Source organism: Pseudomonas trivialis, assembly GCF_036864995.1.
GTDB classification, from domain to species: Bacteria; Pseudomonadota; Gammaproteobacteria; order Pseudomonadales; family Pseudomonadaceae; genus Aquipseudomonas; species Aquipseudomonas trivialis.
Window position 1 is genome coordinate 3,267,346 of the sequence record NZ_CP142151.1, and the last position, 18,561, is coordinate 3,285,906.

At 52.5% G+C, this 18,561-nt stretch carries 21 protein-coding genes and 3 pseudogenes; 13 read left to right on the top strand and 11 right to left on the bottom strand.

The window, feature by feature from the left end:
• Positions 1-104: 104 nt before the first annotated feature.
• Positions 105-245, top strand: a pseudogene (locus tag VRB54_RS24640) (DUF7693 family protein); the annotation flags it as partial.
• 69 nt (positions 246-314) lie between these two features.
• Here VRB54_RS24640 and VRB54_RS14045 read toward each other — a convergent pair.
• From VRB54_RS14045 to VRB54_RS14070, 6 genes are all read right to left on the bottom strand, one after another.
• On the bottom strand, positions 315-1,364 hold the full coding sequence (locus VRB54_RS14045) for a DUF4238 domain-containing protein (RefSeq protein ID WP_338477703.1): 1,050 nt from the start codon (positions 1,362-1,364) through the stop codon (positions 315-317).
• A gap of 74 nt (positions 1,365-1,438) precedes the next feature.
• Positions 1,439-2,605 carry a restriction endonuclease gene (locus VRB54_RS14050; RefSeq protein WP_338481109.1) on the bottom strand — a complete coding sequence of 389 codons (1,167 nt, stop codon included), beginning with the start codon at positions 2,603-2,605 and terminating at the stop codon, positions 1,439-1,441.
• 243 nt (positions 2,606-2,848) lie between these two features.
• Positions 2,849-3,346, bottom strand: coding sequence for a Mov34/MPN/PAD-1 family protein (locus VRB54_RS14055; RefSeq protein ID WP_338477704.1), 498 nt, complete (start codon positions 3,344-3,346; stop codon positions 2,849-2,851).
• The gene (locus VRB54_RS14060) at positions 3,334-4,980 is read right to left on the bottom strand and encodes a ThiF family adenylyltransferase (RefSeq protein ID WP_338477705.1); all 1,647 of its coding nucleotides are present in this window, start codon (positions 4,978-4,980) and stop codon (positions 3,334-3,336) included. Before VRB54_RS14060 ends, VRB54_RS14055 begins: the two co-directional genes overlap by 13 nt.
• Positions 4,977-6,122, bottom strand: coding sequence for a CBASS cGAMP synthase (locus tag VRB54_RS14065; RefSeq protein ID WP_106579671.1), 1,146 nt, complete (start codon positions 6,120-6,122; stop codon positions 4,977-4,979). The genes VRB54_RS14060 and VRB54_RS14065 overlap by 4 nt, the downstream gene beginning before the upstream one ends.
• A 266-nt stretch (positions 6,123-6,388) precedes the next feature.
• The gene (locus tag VRB54_RS14070) at positions 6,389-7,057 is read right to left on the bottom strand and encodes a hypothetical protein (protein WP_338477706.1); all 669 of its coding nucleotides are present in this window, start codon (positions 7,055-7,057) and stop codon (positions 6,389-6,391) included.
• A gap of 177 nt (positions 7,058-7,234) precedes the next feature.
• Between VRB54_RS14070 and VRB54_RS14075 the strand changes: the two genes are divergently transcribed.
• Both VRB54_RS14075 and VRB54_RS14080 read left to right on the top strand, forming a co-directional pair.
• On the top strand, positions 7,235-7,777 hold the full coding sequence (locus VRB54_RS14075) for a restriction endonuclease (RefSeq protein WP_338477707.1): 543 nt from the start codon (positions 7,235-7,237) through the stop codon (positions 7,775-7,777).
• A 194-nt stretch (positions 7,778-7,971) separates the two neighbouring features.
• Complete coding sequence (locus tag VRB54_RS14080) at positions 7,972-8,787, top strand: DUF1206 domain-containing protein (RefSeq protein ID WP_106579668.1); 816 nt, start codon at positions 7,972-7,974, stop codon at positions 8,785-8,787.
• A gap of 33 nt (positions 8,788-8,820) precedes the next feature.
• On the opposite strand, the gene VRB54_RS14085 is transcribed toward VRB54_RS14080, so the two are convergent.
• Both VRB54_RS14085 and VRB54_RS14090 read right to left on the bottom strand, forming a co-directional pair.
• On the bottom strand, positions 8,821-9,024 hold the full coding sequence (locus tag VRB54_RS14085; RefSeq protein ID WP_338477708.1) for a hypothetical protein: 204 nt from the start codon (positions 9,022-9,024) through the stop codon (positions 8,821-8,823).
• Positions 9,025-9,664: 640 nt separating this feature from the next.
• Positions 9,665-10,219, bottom strand: coding sequence for a hypothetical protein (locus tag VRB54_RS14090; RefSeq protein ID WP_338481110.1), 555 nt, complete (start codon positions 10,217-10,219; stop codon positions 9,665-9,667).
• Between the two features lie 298 nt (positions 10,220-10,517).
• Here VRB54_RS14090 and VRB54_RS14095 point away from each other — a divergent pair, with 298 nt between their 5' ends.
• From VRB54_RS14095 to VRB54_RS24645, 4 genes and pseudogenes are all read left to right on the top strand, one after another.
• Entirely contained in the window at positions 10,518-10,985 is a 468-nt protein-coding gene (locus VRB54_RS14095; RefSeq protein ID WP_338477709.1) for a transcriptional regulator, read from the top strand.
• A 328-nt stretch (positions 10,986-11,313) separates the two neighbouring features.
• Positions 11,314-12,315, top strand: coding sequence for a metallophosphoesterase (locus VRB54_RS14100; RefSeq protein ID WP_338477710.1), 1,002 nt, complete (start codon positions 11,314-11,316; stop codon positions 12,313-12,315).
• A 68-nt stretch (positions 12,316-12,383) separates the two neighbouring features.
• Positions 12,384-12,992: pseudogene (locus VRB54_RS14105) on the top strand (histidine phosphatase family protein); the annotation flags it as partial.
• 156 nt (positions 12,993-13,148) lie between these two features.
• Positions 13,149-13,535 (top strand): DUF7693 family protein, encoded by a 387-nt coding sequence (locus VRB54_RS24645; RefSeq protein ID WP_420876071.1) that lies wholly within the window; start codon positions 13,149-13,151, stop codon positions 13,533-13,535.
• A gap of 212 nt (positions 13,536-13,747) precedes the next feature.
• Here the strand turns inward: VRB54_RS24645 and VRB54_RS14110 are convergent, their stop codons facing one another.
• Positions 13,748-14,212, bottom strand: coding sequence for a DUF3429 domain-containing protein (locus VRB54_RS14110; RefSeq protein ID WP_122528465.1), 465 nt, complete (start codon positions 14,210-14,212; stop codon positions 13,748-13,750).
• A 245-nt stretch (positions 14,213-14,457) separates the two neighbouring features.
• Here VRB54_RS14110 and VRB54_RS14115 point away from each other — a divergent pair, with 245 nt between their 5' ends.
• From VRB54_RS14115 to VRB54_RS14140, 6 genes are all read left to right on the top strand, one after another.
• Positions 14,458-15,519, top strand: coding sequence for an SDR family oxidoreductase (locus tag VRB54_RS14115; RefSeq protein WP_338477711.1), 1,062 nt, complete (start codon positions 14,458-14,460; stop codon positions 15,517-15,519).
• Positions 15,520-15,570: 51 nt separating this feature from the next.
• A complete protein-coding gene (locus VRB54_RS14120) occupies positions 15,571-15,780 on the top strand; it encodes a hypothetical protein (RefSeq protein WP_065945829.1) in 210 nt (69 codons plus the stop codon).
• The gene (locus tag VRB54_RS14125; protein ID WP_065930955.1) at positions 15,777-16,208 is read left to right on the top strand and encodes a hypothetical protein; all 432 of its coding nucleotides are present in this window, start codon (positions 15,777-15,779) and stop codon (positions 16,206-16,208) included. Before VRB54_RS14120 ends, VRB54_RS14125 begins: the two co-directional genes overlap by 4 nt.
• A 96-nt stretch (positions 16,209-16,304) precedes the next feature.
• Complete coding sequence (locus VRB54_RS14130; protein ID WP_122528496.1) at positions 16,305-16,844, top strand: SH3 domain-containing protein; 540 nt, start codon at positions 16,305-16,307, stop codon at positions 16,842-16,844.
• 152 nt (positions 16,845-16,996) lie between these two features.
• Positions 16,997-17,392, top strand: a complete 396-nt coding sequence (locus VRB54_RS14135) for a hypothetical protein (RefSeq protein WP_032901075.1) — start codon at positions 16,997-16,999, stop codon at positions 17,390-17,392.
• A 31-nt stretch (positions 17,393-17,423) separates the two neighbouring features.
• A complete protein-coding gene (locus VRB54_RS14140) occupies positions 17,424-17,555 on the top strand; it encodes a DUF2256 domain-containing protein (protein WP_083221774.1) in 132 nt (43 codons plus the stop codon).
• A gap of 42 nt (positions 17,556-17,597) precedes the next feature.
• On the opposite strand, the gene VRB54_RS14145 is transcribed toward VRB54_RS14140, so the two are convergent.
• Positions 17,598-17,963 (bottom strand): histone-like nucleoid-structuring protein, MvaT/MvaU family, encoded by a 366-nt coding sequence (locus tag VRB54_RS14145; protein WP_003191435.1) that lies wholly within the window; start codon positions 17,961-17,963, stop codon positions 17,598-17,600.
• A gap of 171 nt (positions 17,964-18,134) precedes the next feature.
• Positions 18,135-18,560 (bottom strand): annotated as a pseudogene (locus VRB54_RS14150) (methyl-accepting chemotaxis protein); the annotation flags it as partial.
• Between the last annotated feature and the right edge of the window lies 1 nt (position 18,561).

An 18,561-nucleotide genomic window follows, 5' to 3' on the forward strand; every position in this document is an offset into this window, starting at 1 on the left:
GTAAAAGTATGAGGAGCGCTACGTGCTCACTCTCCTTGAGCACTTATGCAAATACGTTGCTGATGGTTTGATAGTTTTGTTGAATACTAGGGCCAGCTGTATCGCTCGATTACTGCGAAGCGTGCGTGAGCCCGGATGGACGGCGCTGGTCGTTCAACTCCGGAGATCGGTTTGGCACAGATTCCATTGCGCTGTTATCTGTGTGGGAGCATCAGACACTTGAGCGGCTTCTGAAGGCGTCATGATGAGGATTACATCTCGACGAACCATCTGAGGAAGATCCCTTCGCGTAACCTCGTCTTGAATGTTCAGCGTCAAGTTAGCTTCTTCCCCATTAACCCCGAAAGCACTTCTCCGAGTAATACGCTCATTTCTCTTGCCGAAAGCCAGCTAGCGTTGCGTCCTATCTGCGCCTGAAAATCGACAGCACGATCACTCTGGCGGGAGCAGATGAAATACTTCATAGAGCATCTGGCGATTTCAAGCGGCAGGTTTTGGGAAAGCGTTGGCTGAGAGACATCCGTCTCCCCAAGAAGGTACAGATCCGACGACAGCGGCAGAATTACTTGGACAAGCTCATCATCCTTATCCATGAAGGGCTTGAAAGAGCGCTCGCCTCTCACATGGAACAGTACGACTGAATCTCCCAGAGGCAGATCGCCTGACTCAAATCTTTGAACCGAATAATGGAGCGCGCTAAAACGCAGCGCGCGGGCGGCTGGCGATACAGACTCGTTGAGCATGCGGACATGACTGGCTTTTATCATTTCGGGTATTGAAGACTTAATATGCATCAACAGGGCAGGCATCTGGGCTGCAAATATCGCGACGAGCGGCTCGATGATTTGGTCGAGGAGTGATTCATCCCTAGTGAGCAAAGCCTGAAGCTGCTGCGGGCTAACATCCTGCTCTGCCAAGGAACTGTCAAAGACAGGGGAACCTGGTCGGAAATGATCTTGAGTCAACGCACGGAGGGTAGCGGGATCTGAGAGATACCCAAGAATGCCAGTGGCACACTCCTCAACCATCGACTGCATATTCTGGCGAACGTGGCGGCTTCTGATTTCTAGGTGAGCTAACAGCGCTGTAATCCCCTCGACCACCGCCTCGCTCAGGTTGCCAGCACGTAGGCTGTCTATCAAAGGTACGTAAACGTCACGCTCCTCGTCGGTGATTTTATCGTCCAGATCCGGCTCGCCGTCGATAGCATAAAAATGCCTTTCAAGTCCTACATCTTGAATATTTGCAGATCTGGGGGGTTTATTCTGTTCGTATACCCAGCACCGGACGATTTTGCCCTTACCCGGAGTTCTGAACCCTTTCTGCAAAAACCTTGGAATGAAGTGCTGTCGTGTCCCTGACATATCCCGCCCCCTTCAGATCTGTACGCATTATGTTGCCTTGGCGATTGCCGTCTAGAACGGTGGCCGGGGCAGGCCTAGACGGTTTCTTCCTCGGCCTGGAAGACCTCGATAAGCTTCTGATTGTAGTCATCCAGGTAGCTCTGAAGCCCATCACGGTCGATTAGCCGCACGCCCGCCGTGCTGGCCAACTCCTTCGCTGATTTCGTGTAGTAGGAGTTCGTGACTACCATGGCCTCGTCGCACCCATAAAAGGCTTTTGCGGAGATGGCTTGCTGCACAGCCGCATTGCCTACGGAGCCCGAGTAGTTCTTTGCCTGGATCACCATGTTTTTGCCGAAGCGGCTTACAAATAGATCAGCACCTTGGTCAGCCGTCTTCTTGGTCTCTTTAACGTCATATCCAATGGTCTGGAAAATCTCAACAAGGAAGGCTTCGAATTGAAACCCATCCATGGCATCCACTAGGTACATGGTGATGAACTGGTTCGGATTGAAATGCTCCAGCTGAGATCCCAGCCGTTCGACGAGAATATCGAAATAAATCTCCTCGCAGAGGCTTAGGCCATTCCGGAAAACCTGTATCGGGAGGAGTGGCACACCAGATGTCGAAACCGCTTGGGGGTTGAATTGCACATCGGGGAAAGCTACGTCATTTTCCCACAGGTAGTAATAGAACAAGGCCAAGTCAGACCTGAAGGTCGTACCTGCCTCTTCAATCCAAGAACGTAAGGTGTCGGCAAGGTCAGTTCGAATGTGTCGCGTCAACTCTCTGGAGAAGCCCAGGTAGGCAGAGTTGAAGGCGGTGGTCTGTAACAGCTTGTCCAGAAGAGATGGAAGCCCTTCAAGCTCGTCAAAGCCTTTGCGAATCAAGACTTCCCTGAACAATTCCCTCTCGCTGTACACACCATCCAACCGTGGGCCGGGTACGCCTGCGTCATCACTGCTACCTGAGCGTTCACGGGTGGTGTGAATGAAGTTCGTGAAGTACGGCTGCTTTAGCTCGGAGTATTTTCTCAATACGTTGTTCAGAAGATCGTTGAGCTGGGCTTGCTCCTTCTTCTTCCCGAAAAAGTCTTGAATCAAGCCTTTGGATCTGTATTGAAAATCGGGATAAAAGGAAGGATCCAGTGGCGTAAGGTGGCGCAACGTGACCTCTGATGATGGCGACACCTGGGAGCCCATGCACCATGGGCACGCTGTCTCGAAGGCAGTCCTATTGCATCCATTGCATTGGTAAATCATCGCGCCGATTCCTTTCATGAGCCATCGCGCGGTCTTGCGCTTAATCTCGCAAGCGAACATAGCTTAGTGCAATCAGCTCGTCCATCGGGACTATCCAGGGTGACCGAGTCGCCTTCAATCAAGTCCTGACGGTACTGATAGGGGCCACTCCTCGATATTTCCTGTTTTACGTATGAGGCTAACTGCACGCCCAACGAAAACAATACGGGAAGCATTCCCACAAATTTGATTCCATTCAGTCGCTCAGACCAACGAGAGACAGGTTTCCAAGAGATGGCTCAGTAAGACTCGCCGTCCATCCTTATGCATGTACTCAACATGCAAGCCTTTGCGCCCGACGATCACTGCAAGCAGCGGCCTGCAATCTATTCGCGACTCCGCAAGGACTCTCCACTCTCTTAAATCTGTGCCAGAAGGTGAGGGAAAATCCTCGGGGTGCGTGTGCCACTCACCAAGGTATCTGACCTGGCCCTGGCTATCCTCCCACCGTTGCTTGACGATTTTTTGGTGGTCGTTTTGATGACGAATAAAGAAAAACCGGGAGCGCAAATCTTTACGCGTAGGCTCAGTGGCCTCGATGATCTCTAAGTTTCCAGCCCGTACTTTTCCCAGCAGAATTCCTCCCGCCTCGGGATCTTGGCTGCCAATCTGGACATACCTCAAAACTGTCGCGAGAACATCTGAATTTAGGAAGATTAAGTTACGCCGATCTGGCGTCACCCAACTGTTTAAGTTGAGCATGCAGGACAACCTGAACGTGTTTCCGGCGAACAGTCCGGAGTGGCTGCTTCGTAGCCAGGTGACAATACTTTAGTTCGCAGTGCTTCGTGAGCGGATCCGCCGGCCCATTGCAGCGCTGCTTCCACACCAAGACACGCTGCCTGGACGGATACAACCGCAGAGAATGGCACATAGAGCCCTTCGCACCCCTGCCCAGCAAATACAGGCTTCAAATCCTCCTTCACTGAACGATATCGAGAGCCTTTGTTGTAATCGCACAGGCAACGATAGCAAGCTCCATCACCTGGACGCTTTAAAAGCGAGCGCACTGCAACACCGGCACCTTCAATCCAAACACTCAGTGTAGGAACTACAGAATGGTAGCGAGCCGCGAGCCAATACCCCAATGACTCCTCACCCGTAGCATCAATCAGTAAGTCGAACTCACCCAGGGTCAAATCTCGAACGTCTTCGGGGCATGCAATGATTTTTGCAGAAGGCATTATTCGCTCGAGCTCTCCCTTCAAGGCGGTAGCTTTAGGTTTGTATAGTTCGGAGAAGCCAAGCCGATGCCTACCTAGATTTCCTGGCTGCAGCGACTCCTTATCAACTAGAGCGACCGAGCCGCCAGCAATCCCAGCACCTGCTTTAACAAGCGCCTCTGCCAGATAGCCTCCTATCGTCCCGCAGCCGACAAGCGTTATACGAAGGCCCGAAAGGGTGGTGCAACCGGGGGTGTTTCTTTGCGCGATGTATTCATCATCTAGCCTGAAAATGGCGATCTGCTTAATAGGCAAACGATAAATGTGCTGGAGTGCGAGTGCTGGCTTCTTGAGGAGTCGGCGCTCATTCGGTTGCGGCAGATCAATGAACACTCCATAGCTCATCAACGGCGACTCTATAATTACGACAATTGCCATATAGGGCGAGCGGATGCCTCGCTTCACCGCCTCCAGCACCTTGGCTCTCGCAGTGTGATCTAGCTCATATTGCCAATTCACGACTTCGCCGACGGTCTTTGGAGGCCAATCATTTTGGTAAGGTCTGGGTTGCGCGGTCGTACTAATTTTATAAACCTTGCAACTCATCTCTTCAAAACTGACCCCCAAGCTCTCCAGCTTACGACTTGTGCGCTGCACATCATCCGTCGCAATCACGTCATTACGTCGAAAAACACTTTTACCGTCTCGAATCGTGACTGCGGAAATGACCCCAGTCTGGCGGTCGTCAACATCCATAAAACAGTGAAGATCGAACCAAGATGCGAAGAACTCCTCCGCTAAATCTTCGACCATCTTTCCCTGCAAAACCATGCTCAGAACGTGAGTGGCTTGGCGAACGCACAGTAGCGTCTGGCCTACTGGATCAAATATATCGAACACGATGGTTCCAGGCATGGCATAACAAATTCCACCCGTGGAACTGATATGAGGTGACAGATGCGGCAACTGTGCAGGAGAGTTGAGCAGTTGCACTTGCGGTAAACGGCGGAATTGACGATCAATGCCGACAAGGCAATCGAAATCTCCAACTGAGGTTTTAAGTTGCCCTTCTAATATGAGTAACCCACCAACAATTTGATGCGCAGACCGCTCGAATCCGATCTCACGAAATTTGGCGATGAGTTCAGGAATCACCTCCATCGCCTCGATCATCCTGCCTTCGTGGTTTTTGCCAATTCTAGTGGCCCTGGCTCCGCCGCCGCTGAGGTGACCACACTCGCGACCGTGGCGGCAACAATTAAGTCAGGTCGGATCGGGAAGCGCTTTCCGAGCATCTGTCCAACCCAGACGCAAGCCTGCTCTTGGTTGGAGCAATTGATGGCTGCTCGAAGATACTTATGAAACTCTTCGTACTTGAGCGCAGCGTCCTCTAAGTCATCCGCTGTGAGCGCGTCGGTCAGGTAAATTTCGTCGTCGATAGGACTCACGACTCCTTCTCTAAGTACGCCAGGCAGCTTTTCAAGGACATCTACGAGAGCTAAGTCGTCGCGCGCATGCCGCCCCTCGAAGATCAGTGCAGAGGCCGCCATCAACAGGATCGAACTCGGCCCGCGCACAGGCCATTGCATATCGCGAAATGCCTTGAGGTAGCGAACTATGCGTCGGAACTGAATACCCTTGTCCTCGACCTCTTGGACGAACCAATCATTCATTGCGCGTGGGTCAGACTTAAGCCAGTTCTCAGTCCGGTGCGCGAGAAGCACTTTATCCGTCGGAAGGGCTGCCCAGCGATCTGGGACAGATCCTTTCACCGAATCGAAAACGGCGCTATTGCGTGCCTCCATGGATGCCCTGAGCACCAAGAATTCGTCGTCGGGAATCGCGTATAGCGGAATATCGATGTGGGCAAAATCAGAGATCTCAATTCGAATGCAGGTAGGCTTTTTGATCACCTCCCAATTATTTTCACGTGCTAGAGGGCTAAGAGCGAGTTCAGCTGCTTCGAAGAACAAAGCACTGGCAACACTCGGACGTCCCTGCCCCTTGACGATGCTCATAGGCAGGTAGACGCCATCGTCCAGATCTGACTGCTGAGGAGGTGTTTGGCATGGCCTGTTTAGTGTCTTGTAAGCCCACGACCCCTGAATGTAAAACTTCGGCTCAATAGTCTGAGACGGCAGTCCGTGCTTTCTTAATTCAAGGGAAATGCTTTCGGAGAGATTTCTGCGTAGGGCGTTCCTCACGTCAGTCTTAGCTTTCGAGATGAACGTCTTTTCCTCGGTGGTGAGATCCAGCTCATCGTGAAAATGAGGTTGGTCAAGGGTGGTGAAAAATAGAGCACTTAGGTTGAGCATGAATCCCTCCAACTGCCACCAAGCGGCACACACTATAAAGAGTCAATGGCCATAGTGCTCTACGCTGAAAAGTCAGATAGGAACCGGCTCATCGGTTGAGCTCATAGTGCCACTACACCACATATAGTGCAACGAGCGCAAACACACCACCACATGTTGTTTTTTGTTGCGAGATATGTCCGCCGGATGGAATATCTCAACATCACCGTGATTTCAGATTGAGAGCGGCGGTGTAGCGTGCTGGAAATTCTTTCGCACAAGAAATGCTAGTCACGGCTTGAGGGGGCACCAGGCCTACGCAGGGCGATTCTTCCCGCCGTATTAAACCCTTCCGACCACTTACGATCCGTCCAATACGTACCATCCATCCAGATACAGAGGCCATCATCATGGACGTTCAATCGGGCAGCGCCGTTGTGAGTTGGGCTATCGGTACTCAGAGGAACATCCGTCTCGTTGATATACATATAATTTAACTGCACGCTTGAATCCTGCGCGTCTCGAGAAACGGTCACATGAATGGTCTTTGATCTCGAGTATCTGTCCGCGCTAGTCAGATTCATCCGCACGAAAAAGAGAGTAGATTTTATCGTGACGTGCGCTATCAACGGCTTAGCGGAATCCTCTGCCAGCTTTCCCTGCAATTCTTGGATTTTATTCCAGTTTGAACTTAGCTCAGCCACCCATATTCCATCGATGGGTGGAAAAAAACTTTTGATCAGCGGAGCTCGACATAGATACGAAAACAATTTTGTCTGCCCGATTAGGACAACCAGCAAGGTTCCGATTGCTATCGATGATGAGATCAGTCTCCATCCATCAGCCATCGACCCATCGAACTGGTAACCTAAGAACCACACTCTGATTATTACGATTGCTCCACAAAGAGTCGTGAACCAGGCGAGCATGGTCTTAACGCCAAAAACTTGATACATGAATCGATCCTTGAAAGGCGATGTAGGCAAGCAACATAGCGCACCTGAGAGACGTGTCGCTATACAAGCCCATCCTCAACCATTTTTTATCCCCCCATTTTCGCCCTCCTGTCACCGCGATTGAGGCACAGGCCGGGGGCAATTTCACACATTGAGTGTCGACAAATGTTTCCACCGATGGCAAATCCCAACCTCGAAATCAACGCCACTGAATTCGAATGCTTGGTCAGGGACTGGATCGCAAAGCAAGGTGGTGAACTGACATCGCTGAAGGTGACGCACGACGTGAAGGTAGAGGCCTACGACTCAACCTACCAGATCGACGTGCTAGCGAAGTTCCAAGCCTTTGCAGGTGCCGAATTCATCGTGCTGATTGAGTGCAAAAAATACCGTAACGCAGTCGAGCGAGAGCTGGTTCAGGTGCTGCACGACAAGGTGAGATCTGTGGGCGCTCACAAAGGAATGCTGTTCACCACAACAGGGTTTCAATCCGGAGCGATAAAGTACGCTACAGCACACGGTATAGCGCTGGTCTCGATAATCGACGGTGTAGCTACCTACGAAACTCGCTCGGCGTATCCAGTTGCGGCGAAGCCACCAACTTGGCTCAACTTGCCGAAATATGCGCTTTGGCACGTCGGTGAAAATGACGCCGGCAACATCACGATGAAATCCTTGGGGCGTGCTGATACAGAGCTCAACAAGATGTTTGGTGAGTAAACCTAACCCTACAGCCTAGGTACCTATAAACCTCCACGTTAGTGGGTTCTCCATGAAATCGATGGACGTATCGCATTCATGTTTTATGTCGGCAGTCGTCTTGGGTAACGAATTCGCCGCAGTCACCAGCTTGATATAGAACCCTGCCCAGCGAGAGGGGTCTGCTCTTGTATCAGATCTCGGGAATACATCGAATGTCCGCGCAACACAGCCTAGTAATACTCGCTCGTGGAGGCTACGCCGCTCGAGGATTGCTGTATTTAATCATCGGTATTTTCGCGTTGCTCGCAGCACAAGACTCGACAAAACCGAAAGACAGCCACAAGAGCCTGGAAGCATTGCTGAGCCAACCATTCGGCTATTTTTTGGTTGGGCTTGTGGTGGCGGGTCTGCTCGCGTTTGCGGCGTGGCGCGTGCTTCAGGCAACGCGTGATGTCGATCATCATGGCAAAAAATTCAAAGGTTTGGTAATTCGTGCAGGCCTGTTCGCGGGAGGTATGGTCAACGGCGCTCTTGCGTTCTTTGCGTTGGGCCTACTCATTAGCGGTATTAAAAGTTCGGGCGATTCCGGAGGGCAAACCAAAGACTGGCTAGCGCATTTTTTGTCTTGGGATCACTCGAATTTATTGGTGTACCTGATCGCTCTCGTTCCCCTTGGTGTGGGTGTTGCTCACATCATCAAGGGATGGAAGGCGTCGTTCGAGAAATATTTTGAAGCTGACGAAGACGTCATGCGGTATGTCCGTCCGGTGTCGCGGTTCGGCCTAATAGCCCGAGGGGTTGTTTTTATAGAGATTGCGTTACTACTCGCCATCAGCGGTTCCACTTATCAAGCCATGGATCCACCTGGTATGAAGGAATCACTGGATGCTCTCCAAAATCTGCCAGCTGGATGGTTGATTTTGATGGTTATGGCTTTAGGGCTGATTGCTTTCTCGGTTTACAGTTTCTCAGAAGCCTTTTGGCGCAAGATCAACATGGATGTGCCGGGAGTGCCGAGCAGGGGTTGATGAGAAACGGAAGTCTTACCGCCATGCGGAGCCTTACTCGCACCAAGGCCCCCATGTTGGCGGGTTATCTACGATATCGATGGACGTGCTGAGTTCGTCTTGCATGTGCTCGAAGACTTTGTCGAGACGCGGATGAGCTTTCGATTCTCGCAGTGCACTTACTAACTCCAGAAGCTCTCGACCCTGGGCTAGCGGCATCTGGATATCGCAGTACACCGTGTCATCGTCTTGTCCCATGCCCTCACCCGCGCAGTCTTTTTAAGATTTATTTCTTGCGGCCCTATGCTGCTCCAAGTGCCACATCTCTGCTTCCCAGCTCGCCAGGAATTTATCCCAGTCTGACGCGTATGGCCCATCAACCAACCTAGTCGACCCGACGCTTGCCTGGTAGAAACGCTCTCTCCAGGGCTGCGGGATAGTCTGCTCCAAAATGATGTCGATTCCGGAGTTATGGCGCATCATCGAGACAGAGTTACGAACCTCAATGAGTTCGAGTGGCTTATCGCTACAGGGGGTGTCGTTTCGCTCTTGGTCATCGAGATCATTTAGGATGGCAAGGAGGTCGGATGCAGTGGGATCGCCAGGACGGAGGCATGTAAGGGCCCACAGAGTCCTTCGCCTAGCGCCCTCAAGCTGACGGAGTTCATCGTGGGTCATTTCAGCCGCATCCTTGTTGATTTGATATCGGGCAGTAGCTATGGCGTGCCGCCTGCGGCGGAAGGCTGGCGAGAACTGAGCCACGGCTGCGCCGCGTCTCAGCCCGTTGGGCGCTCATCGTGCACGCCTGCGCGCTCCGCTTGCCTGATACTCGCATGGAAAGTCTGGCGCAGCGAGTCCGAAGCCGGGGCAGGTTTAACCGTCCCCTACGTACAGGATATTACTTATGGAGCTTACTGAAGCGACTAGATAGCACTGCAGCTTCGGTAGCTTCCCAAGCTTCAGGATCAGACGTAGCGTTGAACATCACCAATGCCCTCCACAGGAAAAAAGCGGCAACCAAGCTCGACTCAATAACTGCAAATACCGTAGTGGTATACATATAATCTGAATTTTCCCCGAAGAAAAACAGCACTGGAAAGATCGAAGCGATCCAGCCGGCGACGAAAGTTAGACAAAATGCGATGGCCGCAGTGACCGTCAGGAAAATCGGGACTTGATATCTATACTGGGTTGCAAATGATTTCTCGCCGTTTTGCTTCGCTAGGCCGTACAAGATGCCTGTGTTTTTTTCTTTGTTATTGTTTCTTTTAAACAAGCCATACAAAGTTACACTCTCGCCGACCTCTAGCTCTTCGTAAAGCTTGTTCGACACGTGCAAATTCGGGATAACTGCACCATCAATGCTGACTTTAGCTTTATGTCCGCCGTTCATTCGATCAACAGATCGGACGTAGTCAACTTTTCCTGAAACTTTCACGCAATCGAACTTCATCACTCACTATCCCTGCCTTCGCTTAAAAAACCGCATTCAGTTCATGCCAGGAAGCCTTCTATGATGGTTGCAGGGAGGCATGCGGAGGCTATCCAATGCACGCTCTATGGAGCGGCTCGCATCAAGGCCACCGAGCCATGTCCCACCACCCGCTCTCCTGATCAAACCATCGCTCCTGACACCGTGGCGCCTTGCTCGACGACCGCCTGACGAACCTGATGACACGATAATATCACTATGATCTGTTTATCGAAACACGCTTGCCGTGGCTCTATCCTCAGTTTTGAGGATCCGACTCATGCATCTGAAAGAAGCGCTGGCAGGAGCATTGCGAGGAGCTCGTGCTCATCAGGGGTTGAGTTACGAAGAGTTGGCGGGGGCAACGCACAGAACGTACGTCGGGAAGCTTGAGCAGGCCCGAGCGAACGCGACGTTGGAGAAACTGGACGAGATCGCTGACTACCTAGGCCTCGATCTTTTGACTATGGTCACTCTCGCCATTGCTGCGCAAGGTGACGAACTTCCATCCGAGGCTTTGCAACGTACTGCCCTGCGAATCAGGGAATTCGAGATGTCCGGAGGGTGGCAGTTGGTAGAGGAGCAATTCAGTGAAGGAAAGCTCATCAGGCGCTCCCAAGGAAAGCCTAAGCAGCCGCTTAAAGCGGAATACATTCGAGCCTTGAAAGCGCAAGGTTTCGACAGGAAAACAATCGCTGAAAAGCTCGGCATTGCTAGAAGCACAGTCCAAAAATATTGGAATACATAAGCCTGCAAAACATCAGCAATCCTGCAATCTAAGCACATCGCGGTTTATGGCGCGCCCTATCGGGTCGGCTGTCGTAAACCATGCCATGGCTGACGCCAAGTCATGGCCCTCTGGGCTTCCATCCTCGCGTCTCCGGCCTTACTGGCCTGCGCGCTCCGCTTGCTCTCGTTATTTCCATCGACGGAAGAAACTCCAGGGATACCTTCAGCCCTGCGCACTGGAGTGTAGTCATCCTGTCTATCCATATTTCTGTTGGAAGGTGCGGTCGCTGGGTGGACAATACGGGTTTGGTCACTTGATAGATGGCCATTGAGGAAGGAACCCGCGCATGAGTCAGAAAGTCCTGAGGCTTCCCCGGAACGAGGTCGGTCGCGACTTCGTTATCGGTGACATTCACTTCAAGTCGATTGATCTCTACAAAGGATTGATGAAGCTCGGTTTCGACAAAACTATCGACCGAGTCATTGGGGTGGGTGATCTCATAGATCGCGGGCCTGGAGTCCTCGACGGTCTGAAGCTTCTTGGTGAGCCGTGGTTCTTCACCGTTCAAGGTAACCATGAGCAGATGCTTATCAAGGCTTACAGGGAAAACCCCTGCGCTCGTTATGTAGCTCATGGTGCGGGCTGGTGGTCGACCATCGCTGACGCATCGAAAGAGATGGTCATTGGGAAGCTCAAGAGCCTTCCCACAGTCATAGAAATAGAGTCCCCTCGTGGTTTGGTTGGCGTTGTTCATGCTGATGTCCCTGCCGGGATGTCATGGGTCGAGTTCACCCGAGACATATCAATCCCTGCTGTAGAAGAGATCGCGCTATGGGGGCGCGAGCGGATTAAAAAGCACCATCGAGACGGTGTCAAAGGGGTCTGGCGTGTGTGCACGGGGCACACCTGGATTCCAGAGCCTGTTCGGCTAGGGAACGTTCTTGCACTTGATTGCACCGGAGGGGGTGAAGGGCCACTAGCTGTCTATTGCGTTCAGGCGGACACGATTTATGTGGAGGGGCGCCCCGTGTCACTTGACCAGTCGGAGGCTGTTACCGAGCTACTGGACGAACTTGAGCAGGCTTTAGGTCATCTTAAGGCCACCACCAACGCTAACAAGCTAATTGAGTCACAACGCTTGAGCCATGAGGCCGACGAGTTAGCTCGTCGAGTGAACACTACCTGGCTGACTTTGCGTTCGGAAATTGGTGAGTCTCAGAAGTTGCTTAATGCGCTTCACGGACTCAGCTTGCTCACCGGCGAACGAAGGGAAGCTAAGCTCGAAGAGCTTAAATTCAAGCATGCAGGCACCCAGATAGAGGGATTGTTGTCGAGGCTTCTTGATTGAAGGTTGAGTACCAGTAACCTTGGGGATCTAAGAGAAATGATGGCCGAATCTGTGCGAGTAGTTCGTAAATGAAGCATGTGAGACTAATACGACATGGAGAAAGCGCTGCCAACGCGGGCGAAGCCACTTTAGATCACGCGACCATTACTCTGACCCCGAGAGGAGTTGAGCAAGCGCAGCTGGTGGCATTGTCGTTCAAACATGCTCCGGCTCTAATCGTTGCCTCGCCTTTCACCCGAGCGCATTCAACCGCTATGGCGACCGCAGCGTTGTTTCCTCATATCCCTTTTGAAACTTGGCCCATCCAAGAATTCACTTACCTTGAACCCGCGCGGTGCACTAGGACAACCGTCGCTGATCGGCGCGAATGGGTGGAGGCATATTGGGCCAAGGCAGACCCGGCGCTCACGGACGGTGAAGGCGCAGAGTCATTCCTAGATTTTATATCTCGAGCCCGGTCTTTCCTGAAGCGTCTTGCTGAACATCCCGCCCAACACATCGTTGCGTACTCTCATGGCCAGTTCATTAACGCTGTAGCCTGGCTGATTGATCGCGAACCGCTCGGCATTGATGGCAGAGCTATGGTGGACTGGCGTAAGTATGAGATCGCGAACCATGTGCCCAATTGTGGTGAACTCCTGCTTTCGAAAGATCCCGACGAAGTCGGTTGGAGAGTAAGCCGAACAGCCCTTGAGGAACCACGAATGGATGCCATTTGGCGCGTGCCGGGCAGAGCCTATCAAGTCGCTCGTGATCCTGAGTGCCTGCTCATTGAAGAGCGCGCCGAAGCTCTCTCAGTCGCAGGCTATCCGCTGCCAGGTGATGATACGGCTATGTACGCTGAGCAAAGGCTGAAAGCTGCCAGAACGGCAGCTCGTTCATCCCAGGTAGGTAGCGTTAGCGAAAACACTGCGGCTGAGCTATCCGCAAGAGAGGTATCTCAGGTACTGAGGGAGGCGATTTTCGGTCGAAGCGTTATGAGTAAGGTTGGTCATGAATCGTGGGACGAGATTTATTCCGGCCACTTCCAGATCAATGTAGATGATTGGCAGATGTCGATTTATAACGACTGCGATCAGCTGGATTACTGCGAAGAATGCGTCAGTCCGGATGGACGGCGATGGTCGTTTGACGCGGGGGATAGATTTGGAACAGATCCCATTGCGTTGCTCAGCACATGGGAACATCAGACGCTTAAGCGTCTCCTGAAGGCGCTCTAGGGAGCCAATGTCGAGCGGGCCTCTGCGAGGACGGCTGTCGTGAACCAAGCCTCGCCGTTGCCGAGTCTTGGCCCTGTGGGCTTCCATCCTCCCGCCTGCGCGCTCCGCTTGCTACTGACCCCATGTCACCTTTCCACGAGCCAAGAGGCCCAACAGCCTCGCCTTAATTCAGACGCGGTGCTTGGATGGAAGTGAGTCGGGCACACGAGACTTCACGAATGAAGCGCCTCAACGAGCGCGGCAAGCAGCAAGCAGACGCTCGCCACGAAGGTAAGCCGTAATCGCATCGGCAGGTACCAGGCGGGCAAGCTCATAACCCGCAACAGCTGCCTGTCCTGCCGGAGGTGGATAACAAAGCCGATGACCAACAGCAAGCAACCCAATGGCATTGGCAATAACGTGGCAATCCAAGCAATAAGTGCAGGAGTGACACTCCAGATAAACCGGTCGGAGCGTTGCTCGGCGCTTATGTCTTGCACGCTCATGGCGAAGCCCCAGTGCAAGGCTCCGACGAAGCTCAGGATGACTGCGCCATAGTTAACAAGCGCAATTTCAAACAATGGCCGATAGTCGAGAGAGAACGGGATCAGCAGCGCCAGAAAAATAAACGGCAACAGACCGCCATAACCCAGCAGGCTGACGCGCTTTGGCATAGAGGTTAAAGGCAACGCGTTCATTTGTATTCCTTACGCAGTGAGCGACACTCAAGACTCTAGGCCCAAAAGCCCTGCTTGGGCGAGATATTGATGGCAAGGTGGGCTACATGAGAGCCCGCTTAAAAACGGGAGACACCATCGCTCCAAATACTGGAGTTCGGGAGGTGTGTTCGACATCCTCTTACGACGGCCCCCCGTACGGATCCGGTTTAGGTTGAACCTCTGTTACTTAGGAGGACTCCCAAATCTAAATCCAGGAGAAACGTATGACCCAGACAGCTTTGGTTGTGGGCGCCAGTGGCATCGTCGGCAGCGCCATCACTCAGTTACTAATCGACAACAAGTGGCAGGTCGCCGCGCTATCGAGGCACCCGTCGCAATCGCAAGGCGTGATCCCCGTCGCGGCAGATCTCCAAGATCCAGCTTCGCTGGAAGATGCGCTTGCGGATCTGAAACCTACTCATGTGTTCATCACCACATGGTCACGGCAAGCTACGGAGGCCGAAAACATTCGCGTTAATGCCGCCATGGTTCGCAATGTGCTCACCGCCATTCGCTCAGCCAAGAGCGTCGAGCACGTAGCATTGGTCACTGGCTCGAAACACTACCTCGGCCCATTCGAAGCCTATGGAAAAGGCAGCCTCCCGCAAACGCCGTTCCGCGAAGAGCAGGGTCGTTTGGACGTTGAGAATTTCTACTACGCCCAAGAAGACGAACTCTTCGTTACTGCTGAAAAGGACGGCTTCACATGGAGCGTTCATCGCCCGCATACCGTCACCGGGGTTGCTGTAGGTAATGCTATGAACATGGCAACTACCCTCGCCGTCTATGCCTCGATTTGCAAACAGACCAATCGCCCTTTTGTGTTTCCCGGATCAAGGGTGCAGTGGGACAGCCTCACCGATATGACGGACGCCCGGCAGTTGGCGAAACAACAAATGTGGGCGGCCACCACACCGGCTGCGGCCAATCAAGCATTCAACGTCACTAACGGCGATGTATTTCGTTGGAAATGGATGTGGAGCCGAATTGCCGACTACTTTGACTTGCCTGCCGCCGATTATCCCGCTTCACTCTCCCCTCTTGAGAAGCAGATGGCTGACGATCAAGCCCTATGGACGCAAATAGTCGCGGAGAACGGCTTGAAAGAATCCGATATTGGTCGCCTGATATCCCCATGGCATACCGATGCAGACCTCGGTCGACCAATCGAAGTAGTAACGGATATGTCGAAAAGCCGTGTCATGGGCTTCACTGCCTACCAAGCGAGCGATCAAGCATTTTTCGATGTGTTCGACAAACTACGCGAGATGCGCTTGATACCCTAGGTCGTGCCACAACGGATATGCTCAGATGATTCCAAGGAGAGGAGAGGGAAAATGGCAAGCGAATATTCGTTATCAGACGTTCTGGAAAGAATGTACCAAAATCAGCTCGCTCTCGAAGCTGCACTCATGGAATTGACCCTCCATGTGGAGGCTCACGGACATGCGGATGTAGGAAACAACGTCCGTGGCGCCCTTGAAACCATTGGCGAAAACGCCGGACATATCAAGCAAGGTCTAGCCCGGCTCAAAAAACTCCCATGAGGCAGCCGCTTTTTGATTTTGATCTCAAACGTGTCTCACGCGAGCACTACGTCACAGGGAAAGCAGCCATCAACTTTCCGCATTCAGGAAGCACAACGGGTGGTTGGCATTACCTGTCCTACTTTGACCGAGTGTCCGGCGTAGCCAAGGTATCTCTCGCGGGTATTCACTATCCTGACACCACCGCCTTCTTTAGCGACCTGGGCATCATCGATGTCACTGAGCAAATGGCGAAGCCTGGCTGGTCTGTAGAAGGTCGACAGTTACACATGGCGGATCACTATCGAGCCGCCGCCGACATGATCAAGCGGTGGGCATTTAGTGAGTCTGCTAACTGCAATCTCGAGGTTGATGAGTGGTTCCCATCCCCATCAGAGAAACAACAACTCCTTAAGGTACTCGACGTGGCAGAGCCGGAGCTCTTCTAGGTTGGCAGGCTGCAGAAAGTGGAGGCTTGGCTAAGCTTGCAGTGAATACCGGCACGCAACCAGCAGCTTGGTGCGAACTGTACGAGGGCAATGGATATGCGCAAAAAATCCCAGTCATGGTTAGTCCCGCTTGTAATTCTCTTCGTGGTCTTTTGGGCAATAAGCAAGAAAGACACGCCTCCCGCTAAGGTTCCGCCCAACAAGCAGCCCACGCCGAACGCCTTAATTTCTGCTCCGCTACCAGCGATCCAGCCAGTACAGAGCGTACCAGTCGATCAGTTTGTAAATGCGGATAGGTTGAACCTGCGGAACCAGCCTGGAGGAAAGGTTATCTCGACCTTGAAACGTGGCGACAGGATTCAAGTCTTCGAAAAGAAAAATGATTGGGTTCGCATCAGCGTGGATGGTCAGCCAGCTAAATGGCTATCATCTAAAAGCCTCTGTGACGGGGCGAATTGCTACGCAGTCTCCAAGCAGGAACCAGTGCGTCAGACGAGACCTGCTCCTCAGCCTATTCCTCGGCAAACGCCGAGCTATGGATCCTCTTGCCCTTGTTCATCCGGAAACGTCTGTATCGGGCCTAGAGGCGGTCGGTACTGCATCACTTCTGGGGGGAACAAACGTTACGGTGTTTGATTCCATCTCCATCACAGCACACCAGTCCTAATGGGCTGCGGCGACTCGCAGGGAGCTAATGGGCACAGCGACCTCGATGGTGTAGTCCATAGCCACCATCCTATAATCCGTGCCTGCAATCTCCCCAGGAGCTAATCACTATGGAAGCGAATATGCCTCAGCCTTGGTACAACACTCGTCCAGCCCCCGTCTTCATGATCGTCTTCTACTGTTTCATCGTCCTGCTTCAAGCTGGCGTCTGGGTGGTGGAGGAAGGTTTCGAGCAAACTCGCTTTGGTGACATTTCTATCTCGGTGTTTCTCAATATCTGCGTAGTAGCGCTGCTGATGTTCGTTGGCGGCTTGATGCTATTAGCCAGGAAAAAGAGTAGTTCGCTTTGCTTCATTCTTGCCTTGGCGTTAGGTGTAACGTTTTCCATTAGCCGAATGGGCAGCGGTTCTATAGTCCACCTGCTCACCCTTCCGATGTTCAAGGAGTACGCTTTGGTTTTCGGGATCTGGGTTTACAGCCTTCAACTGCGCACCACCGGATACTTCTTATCGAAGTAAACTGCTGACCATCATCAACGTGGGTGCCGGTGTGAAAAAGAGCGAGCTTCCGGTAAAAACATGCCTTACGTGCGGCCTTCCTTTCACTTGGAGGAAGAAATGGGCGCGCTGCTGGGAGGAAGTTCGTTATTGCTCGGAGCGCTGCCGGCGCACAAAAAGTTGAGCCAAAAAAGGGCCATTAGGGGCCCTTTTCTATCAATAGAGATTACTTCGCGAGCCAAGACTCTACAGTCGCCGCGCCGTGCTCACTTTTCCAATCTTTCAAACCTTTGTGATTGCCGCCCTTCGTTTCGATGACCTCGCCGGTATGCGGGTTCTTATAGACCTTTACCTGACGGGCCTTACGCGTACCCGCTTTCGGCGCCGCTACCGGAGCGCGTCGACCGGCTTGCGGATCAAGCAGGTTGATCACGTCTTTTAAGCTGTAGCTGTATTTTGCGAGCAAATCGCGGAGCTTCGTTTCAAACTCAATTTCTTTCTTGAGGCCTGCATCGCCCTTGAGAGCTTCGAGCGCCTGGAGTTGTTCAGCTAGATGTTTTTCGAGTTGGCGGAATTCTGCGAGTTTGGACATGGGAGTTTCCTGAGTAATTAGTATTGTCACGTTACGAGAGAATAGACACTCGCAGGAAGGAGAAGACTCAACTCTTAGACCCCTATAAAATGCTGGGTGTTAACGCGCTATCGGTAGGAGCGTAAGCAAAAGCTGGAGGGAGGCAACAAGTTGAGCTCCCCTTCTGTCGCGTTACAGCTTGAAACGCGAAACGACAGTACGCAGTTGCCCAGCCAGCAGCGAGAGTTCTTCCGCAGTCACAGCGTTGTCCTCTATCCCCTCCATCAATGCAAGGCTACCGTTACGAATCTCGGTCACATTGCGATTTATATCCTCCGAGACGGCGTGCTGCTGAACCGCCGCGCTGGCTATCTGGGTGTTCATTCCTACGATTTGCTCAACGCCGTCATTGATTGCATCCAGGCTGGTAGAGGCCTGATCAGCGGATTCGATGCACTCCTGCGCGCGCAGTTTTCCCGTTTTCATTTGCTCGACGGCGTCGCCTGTTGCCAGTTGCAGCTCTTGGATAATCCGGCGGATCTCTTCAGTGGAGTTTTGTGTGCGCGAGGCCAGAGTTCTGACCTCGTCGGCGACCACCGCGAATCCTCGACCCTGCTCA